This window comes from Edaphobacter aggregans DSM 19364, assembly GCF_000745965.1.
GTDB classification, from domain to species: Bacteria; Acidobacteriota; Terriglobia; order Terriglobales; family Acidobacteriaceae; genus Edaphobacter; species Edaphobacter aggregans.
Genome location: NZ_JQKI01000223.1, coordinates 1 through 6,214 on the forward strand (window position 1 = coordinate 1; position 6,214 = coordinate 6,214).

The following is a 6,214-nucleotide window of genomic DNA, read 5'->3' on the forward strand; positions in this document are numbered from 1 at the left end:
TCAAACGAGCGATGTTGGCCGGCGGCGATCTGCCGATCGTCTCGGCCAACGCGCCCCGCTCAATCCCAGGTATCGACTACTCTGATCATCGCAATTACTGGGCTTTTGGCTATCCCGCTGTGATGCTCACCGACACGGCGTTCTACCGCAACCCGAATTATCATGCGACGGGCGATACACCCGACACGCTCGACTACCAGCGCATGGCGAAGTTGGTCGATCAAATTGACTCCGCGGTGATGTACCTTGCTGGTGAACGCCGGCTTGCAGCTCGTTCGGATGCTAGAAGTCAGCATGGCACTGCCTGAGGTCGGCGCCCCTGAGAAGGCCAAACAAAACTTGTCGCATCGATTGCACGCCTGGCTCGCGAGCATGGCGTTAACGCGAACCAGGTGTTCCAGTGGCGCTATTCGTGTTGCCATTGTGCTAAAGCTGAATACAGCTCGCCGCCGAATCGGGAGGCGCGGGTTCCAAGTTTGGCGATTTCACTAAATCCTCGTTCCAGGAGCAAGCCTAGCAAGGCAGAGAAGCCGAGCGGGTACGGTACCCATGGACTTGGCGCCTGCCATCGTATTCGTGCGAGACGCGATACCGTGTCTTTTCAATCAGCGGCCGCTCGCAAAGCCGATCAAGCATCTCGTTCGCGTCGGCAAGCGGGATTTCATACTCATACTCGGACCGGGTTGCGCCGACACTCTCTCCCTTGATAATGATGAACCCCTTATCCCCTGTGGTTCGCACGCGAACCGTACGGGTGGATGCCCGTCATCCGATAATTGAGAATGCATTGCATTTCGCAAGCCGACCTCATAAAAGGCTGGGCGGATGGAATCCCTAAGTCATTTTGCTACAAAGCCAGGTGATCACCAACGAACATCGCGTCGTTTCCTCGGTTATGGCCGTGCCTTTGTGGCCAGTTTGTCGTCAACCGGGATGACAACCACCGCGAACGGCGTTCCTGCGTCATCGGTCAACTGTGGAAGCGGACTGCCGAACTCGTTGTTGCCTAGCATGGAATTGTCATAATACGGAGCGAAGACCATCATGTGAGGATGCCAATGGCCGACTCCCGAAGCGAGATTCTGATCCGCCGACCACATGTAAGCAAAACTAACGCTATCCCGCTTTGGCAGTTCGCCTTTGGCATAAGCGGCTTGAACCCGTTCGGCTATCTGATCCGGTGTCTTGCCCTCCATCCCAAGTTTGCTACGCAACTCGTAATACGGCAGCACGGTCCTCGACGCTTCCAGGTTGAAACAGATAGGCGCACGGACCTTTGCGTCATACGCGAGACCACGAAACTGCGCAGGGGTGTACGTTGGGGCGGACCACCCACGCATGACCATGCACACAAAACCGTTGTCGCCATCGTGAACGGCTTGGAAGCCTGACGCCGTCAGCACCTTTATCGTGGCGTGGCCGGAAATGTTGTCCGGAGCCGCGCTCTTCGCCAACGCAATTTCGTCGCTTCGAGCCATCATATACTCGCTGAGCGGGGGATACTTGGGACTCTGCGCCAGCAGCGCGTCCGCGCCCAAGGTCGCAAGCACAAAAACCATTATGGTGAGTCTTGTCATTTCAGATTTATCTCCTTGTCGAACTGACTGTCGGTTTCAGTATTACGTCTTGATGACGTGGACATACTCGAACAAAATTGTCATGAAGGGTGATTCAAAAGGACGAGGGATGAGCTTGAGCCACGGCCCAAGCTCATAAGCGCCCTAGAATTAGCAGAGCCTTAGTTGCTGGCCGATGTCGCCAGCGTACGCCCAGCCGCACGTCGCGCGTCGGTCACATGGCCGCGATGCATGGTCTGGTGCATGGCCAGCACGAGCAAGGTCTGCCCATAGGTGGCGAACTCCTGCTCGCGTCCTTTGGGCGGCGCTTTCGTCGGCTTGTCAAGGTTCGCGTCGCTCAGCGACTCCAGAAGTTTCACGTTCCGCTCGCGCAATCCCACATACTTCTCTCGAACCTCAGCGAAGGGTGGATATGCGCTGGCATCGGCAACAGGTTCCGAGTTCTCACCAAAGTGCTGTTGCCATTCTGCCGCGGGATTCTTCTCTCCGAAAAGTATCGCGGGGATCGAGCCCTCTACCAGCGTTAGGTGACCGAGGACCCAGAGCGGGTGGCACCCGCCATTCGGTGTCGGAAACGTCGTTGCAGCGCTACTCATCTCGTCGATTACACTTAGCACTGCTCCATTCGAAACGGCCAGTGCGAACTTAATAGCGTCTTTTGTGTGCATTTTTTCCTCCTAGAATTGCACTCTCATTCCGTATTACGGCTCTGGAGTGGTCCAGGATACGTCGCCCGGCAAAATGCTTAGGAAGGGTCGGCCATGACCACCGAGGTCGCCGCTGAAAGAACCCAGGCGCAATGCCCGTAGTCCACGATGCGCACGATGTGCTGATCGATCACTTCGAGTCGAGCGACAGAATCAGGTCTCCACTCGTCCCTGTGTTGGCGAAGAACGACGATTGCCAGCTCGCCGTCCACTTTTGCCACAGCCAGCCGCCACGGCACTCTCTGCCGTTCATAGTTCTTGAAATATGGCGCTTCGTCGATAGGACCGGCAAAGCGATCTACAACGCGCAGTTGAGCATCCGCACTAATGAGTTCGCGCAGTCCGTCCCAATCACGCCTATTGAACCGGTCGACGTAGAGATGCAAAAGCCGTGACAACTCTGGGCTTACGTCGCGGTGTGATTTCTCCGGCTCGGGCAAGGCCGCCAATTTCGACCGGCCCCGGTTGAGCGCGGCCTTGACGCCGCCCACGGTGGAGCTAACGAGTTCTGCGACTTCTTCGAGCGTGTAATCAAACACATCCTTGAGCAGCACGCATGCGCGTTCCTTGGGAGGCAGACTCATCACTAGCTGTTCAACCGCTCGACTGACATCAAGGGCAGGAGGATTGGCAGGTATTACGGAATCTGGATTCATAGCAGTAGTTTCGGCCTCAACCCGAACGCCACGCTTCCGCAGGAAGTCGATGCATCGATTGTGTGCAATCCGGAACAGCCACGGAGCAAGAGGACGGCTGTCGTCGTACTGGTCCAGCTTGCGATAAGCCTCGAATAACGCATCTTGAACAACATCCTCGCCGTCCATTACCGATCCGGTCATACGCGAACAATACCGGTGCAGGCGCGGTCGCAACTGAGCAATGGTTTCAAGGAACGCCAGATAGCGTGCGTCGAAGGGACCTGGGGCTTCCATGTAGCGCGGATTATGCATATCTATCTCTACATCTATTTCTACGCAGCTAATTCCCTTTGGGATACGGAGGGAACCCCTATAGGTTACGACGTCTGTCTTGAGGCGGCGCGCCATAACGCATTTCGGGAGAAGCACGTTAGACTGGGTTCCGCAGGGGTGGCTCCGTGCTGCTCGCGAGCAACGAGACCTCATCCGAGAACTGCTGGGAATTCGCATAATACAAGCTGTGCGTGAATCGGTAGATGATCAGACCGGGCGCGGCCTGAGCGGCGGTGGCCACTGGCTTCGGCTGCCAGCTGCCCGATTCGTCGGGCACGAGCACCGCGTTCTTCGGTCGATACCCGTGCCTCGTGCGATCGACGAGCGACAACGCGATGGCGAGCAGGATCCCCTGTTCGACGCCAACGAACACGACCGTCAATGCGGTGACCAGTGCCAACCAGAACTCCAACCGCCGTTGTTCGAAAACCCTCCGCATCCCAGCGAGATCGATCAGGCCGACTCCGATCAGAAATACGATGGCCGACAAAGCGGCCTCTGGCAGGTACGCCAGCGCCTTGGTTAGGAAGAGCAGGATCAGCGCTACCATCGCCACCATCACCAGGAGCGACAGCTGGCTACGGCCGCCGGCGCTGTCGACGATTTGCGTTTTCGTTGGACTACCGTTGACGACGAAGGTGCCGGACAGGCCGGCGCCAATATTGGCCAGGGCCAGACCGACCAGATCGGAGTTCTCGCTGAACCTCTCGTCGTAGCGCGTGGCAAAGGCGCGAGAGGTTGCAGCGCTCTGTGCCAGGATCACCACAAACATCGCGAAGGCCGTCGGAATCAATGTCGCCATGACCTGCCAACCCCAGTGAAGCCTTGGCATACCCAGGGGTGGCAGACCACTCGGAACAGCTCCGACCACATGCACATGCTTTCCGAGTCCGAACGCCCAACTTACGACCTGGGCGCCGATCGCCGCGATCAGGGCTCCCGGAATTTTCTTCGAAACCATTTTGAGGCCGACGATCACCACCAGCACGCTGAGCGCGATCGTCAGCTCGTAACGGTTGACCTGTCCGAGTTGTAGAAGGTCGTTCCAGACCTTCCCCAGCGTGCCGTGGCCGCCCCCCTTCACGCCCAGCATGCCGGTGATCTGCCCCAGCGACCTGAATGCCAACCCCGGTCAAGAACCCGATCAACACGGTGCGCGAAAGGAAGTCGGCCAGGAATCCCAGGCGCATGAGACGCGCCAGAATCAAGAAGCCCGCGCCATCAGCGCAAGCACGCCGGCCAACGCCACGTATTCACCCGAGCCGGTCGATGCGATCCCCACCAGACCGCCGGCCAGGATGGCCGCCGTCGCTGAATCCGCGCCTACTACCAGGTGCCGTGAGGAGCCGAACAAGGCGAACAGCGCCGTGGGGATAAGCATGGTGTAGAGACCGGTGATCACCGGTGTGCCGGCGATCTTGGTGTAGCCCATCACCTCTGGGACGGCGATTGCGGCCGACCGGGTTACGATCCGCGCGATTTGCTGAAGTTTTACTTGTATGGGTATCTGCACACGATCCGTTCGTCTCGGAGGTTAGAAGCGGAGTGCCGCCGCAACGTGGAGCTGATGTAGCTGCTGGGTCGACTGTATCCAGACCACAAGTCCATTGCCGAGTTCCGGCGCATGGCAGGCGCGGAGTTGGCGCAGTTGGCAAGAAGCTTCTCCAGCGCTGCCTGCACCGCTGACGGATCGATCGTGGCCTGTTGCTCCTGGCTGCGGCTTGATTCGGGGCGAGTGGATCGCTGTCGACGGCACGAAGTTCCGCGCAGTCGCCAGTGCCGATAGCGTGCGCGAGCGCAAGGCGCTGGAGAACGGTCGGCGCTCTCCATGCTATCCAGATAGCTCAAGCAGCATCCGGAGTCGCCGGCTTCATGAAGGTCACCGGCTCTATCGCTCCCGCGTACAACGTGCAAACTGCGGTGGATGCGGAACATGCACTGATCGTGACCCATGAGGTCACACTGGATGCAGCGGACAACCGCTCGCTGGAACTGATGGCCGAAGCCGCGAAGAAGGCGCTCGGCGCCGAGACTCTGAACATCGTTGCCGATACCGGCACTCCAACGGCGAGCAGGCTGCCCACTGTGAGCGAGCCGGGTTGATCCCGCATGTGCCTGCGGCACGCTCGGTCAACGCAAATGGCCTGCTGGACCGCAGCGCCTTCACCTATCAGGCGGAGACGGACAGCTTCGTGTGTATCGAAGGCAAGATGCTGAAGAGGGTCCAGCTATCGCGCAAGGACCGCGCGATCTACTACCAGGCTCAGGCCGCAGACTGTGAAAGCCGTCCACACAAGTCCCAGTGCACCCTGGCTTCACGCCGCATGATCACCCGCCACCTGCACGATGACGCGCTCAACCGCATGCACGCACGCGCAACTCCCGCGCTGATGCGGCTGCGACGCTCCACGGTCGAACATCCCTTCGGAACGATCAAATACCACATCTTCGGCCATCCCCGCCTGCTGCTGCGCGGACTCAACGGTGCCCGCATCGAAATCGGCATCGCAACCATGGCCTACAACCTCAAGCGAATGATCAACCTGCTCGGAGCTTCGAGGCTCATTCAGGCACTCGCCTAAGCCGACAACTCCATCCCAAAGACAAAAGGCGCTCCACAAAGGGGAGCGCCTTCCTTGTTCCCAGGGCCTCTGAGTTCCGTAACAGTCCCCCACCGGTGTTTCCGACCCGCGATAGATGAAACGTGCAAGGGAGTTGGTGTAGAGTGTTTTCGCGTCGTGGGCATAGAGGTCGGTATGAGATTGGTGCGCATCAGCCCGTGTAACAGTCGGACCCGGAACCCCTTGAGCACCCCGGATTGTCGCCACGGGCGGTTTACCGCCCCGGAGCACGCTTTCTAGATTTCTTCAATCGGGGCTCCACGCCAGCGGCGCAGAGGAGGAGCGATGGAACTTCTGCATCCGCATTGCGCTGGTCTCGATATTCACAAGGAGACGGT

7 protein-coding genes and 3 pseudogenes are annotated in these 6,214 nt (G+C 58.8%); 4 read left to right on the forward strand and 6 right to left on the reverse strand.

Going from position 1 to position 6,214, the window contains the following annotated elements; all coding sequences use genetic code 11:
• Positions 1 to 308 (forward strand): zinc-binding metallopeptidase family protein (locus tag Q363_RS29995; RefSeq protein WP_211256433.1); only part of this gene is annotated, 308 nt, incomplete at its 5' end.
• A 205-nt stretch (positions 309 to 513) separates the two neighbouring features.
• On the opposite strand, the pseudogene Q363_RS47195 reads toward Q363_RS29995, so the two are convergent.
• The 6 genes and pseudogenes from Q363_RS47195 to Q363_RS45745 form a co-directional block, all read right to left on the reverse strand.
• Positions 514 to 747: pseudogene (locus Q363_RS47195) on the reverse strand (CYTH domain-containing protein); the annotation flags it as partial.
• Between the two features lie 146 nt (positions 748 to 893).
• Positions 894 to 1,577, reverse strand: a complete 684-nt coding sequence (locus tag Q363_RS30000; protein ID WP_157467894.1) for a hypothetical protein — start codon at positions 1,575 to 1,577, stop codon at positions 894 to 896.
• Between the two features lie 161 nt (positions 1,578 to 1,738).
• Entirely contained in the window at positions 1,739 to 2,245 is a 507-nt protein-coding gene (locus Q363_RS30005) for a DinB family protein (RefSeq protein WP_035358065.1), read from the reverse strand.
• A gap of 77 nt (positions 2,246 to 2,322) precedes the next feature.
• Positions 2,323 to 3,234, reverse strand: a complete 912-nt coding sequence (locus Q363_RS30010; RefSeq protein ID WP_035358066.1) for an RNA polymerase sigma factor — start codon at positions 3,232 to 3,234, stop codon at positions 2,323 to 2,325.
• Between the two features lie 118 nt (positions 3,235 to 3,352).
• A pseudogene (locus Q363_RS30015) lies at positions 3,353 to 4,445 on the reverse strand (SulP family inorganic anion transporter).
• Positions 4,446 to 4,459: 14 nt separating this feature from the next.
• Complete coding sequence (locus Q363_RS45745) at positions 4,460 to 4,687, reverse strand: SulP family inorganic anion transporter (protein WP_051979546.1); 228 nt, start codon at positions 4,685 to 4,687, stop codon at positions 4,460 to 4,462.
• Positions 4,688 to 4,708: 21 nt separating this feature from the next.
• On the opposite strand from Q363_RS45745, the pseudogene Q363_RS47200 reads away from it, so the two are divergent.
• The 3 genes and pseudogenes from Q363_RS47200 to Q363_RS37075 all read left to right on the forward strand — a co-directional run.
• Positions 4,709 to 5,033: pseudogene (locus Q363_RS47200) on the forward strand (transposase); the annotation flags it as partial.
• A gap of 94 nt (positions 5,034 to 5,127) precedes the next feature.
• Complete coding sequence (locus Q363_RS37070) at positions 5,128 to 5,358, forward strand: hypothetical protein (protein WP_051979548.1); 231 nt, start codon at positions 5,128 to 5,130, stop codon at positions 5,356 to 5,358.
• The gene (locus tag Q363_RS37075) at positions 5,355 to 5,837 is read left to right on the forward strand and encodes a transposase (RefSeq protein ID WP_051979549.1); all 483 of its coding nucleotides are present in this window, start codon (positions 5,355 to 5,357) and stop codon (positions 5,835 to 5,837) included. The genes Q363_RS37070 and Q363_RS37075 overlap by 4 nt, the downstream gene beginning before the upstream one ends.
• The last annotated feature ends 377 nt before the right edge of the window (positions 5,838 to 6,214 follow it).

Bases quoted from the DNA above. Each gene is read 5' to 3' on its own strand.
- Q363_RS45745 (WP_051979546.1), bottom strand. From the start codon at position 4,687: ATGGGCTACACCAAGATCGCCGGCACACCGGTGATCACCGGTCTCTAC.
- Q363_RS30005 (WP_035358065.1), bottom strand. From the start codon at position 2,245: ATGCACACAAAAGACGCTATTAAGTTCGCACTGGCCGTTTCGAATGGA.
- Q363_RS37070 (WP_051979548.1), top strand. From the start codon at position 5,128: ATGAAGGTCACCGGCTCTATCGCTCCCGCGTACAACGTGCAAACTGCG.
- Q363_RS30010 (WP_035358066.1), bottom strand. From the start codon at position 3,234: ATGCATAATCCGCGCTACATGGAAGCCCCAGGTCCCTTCGACGCACGC.
- Q363_RS30000 (WP_157467894.1), bottom strand. From the start codon at position 1,577: ATGACAAGACTCACCATAATGGTTTTTGTGCTTGCGACCTTGGGCGCG.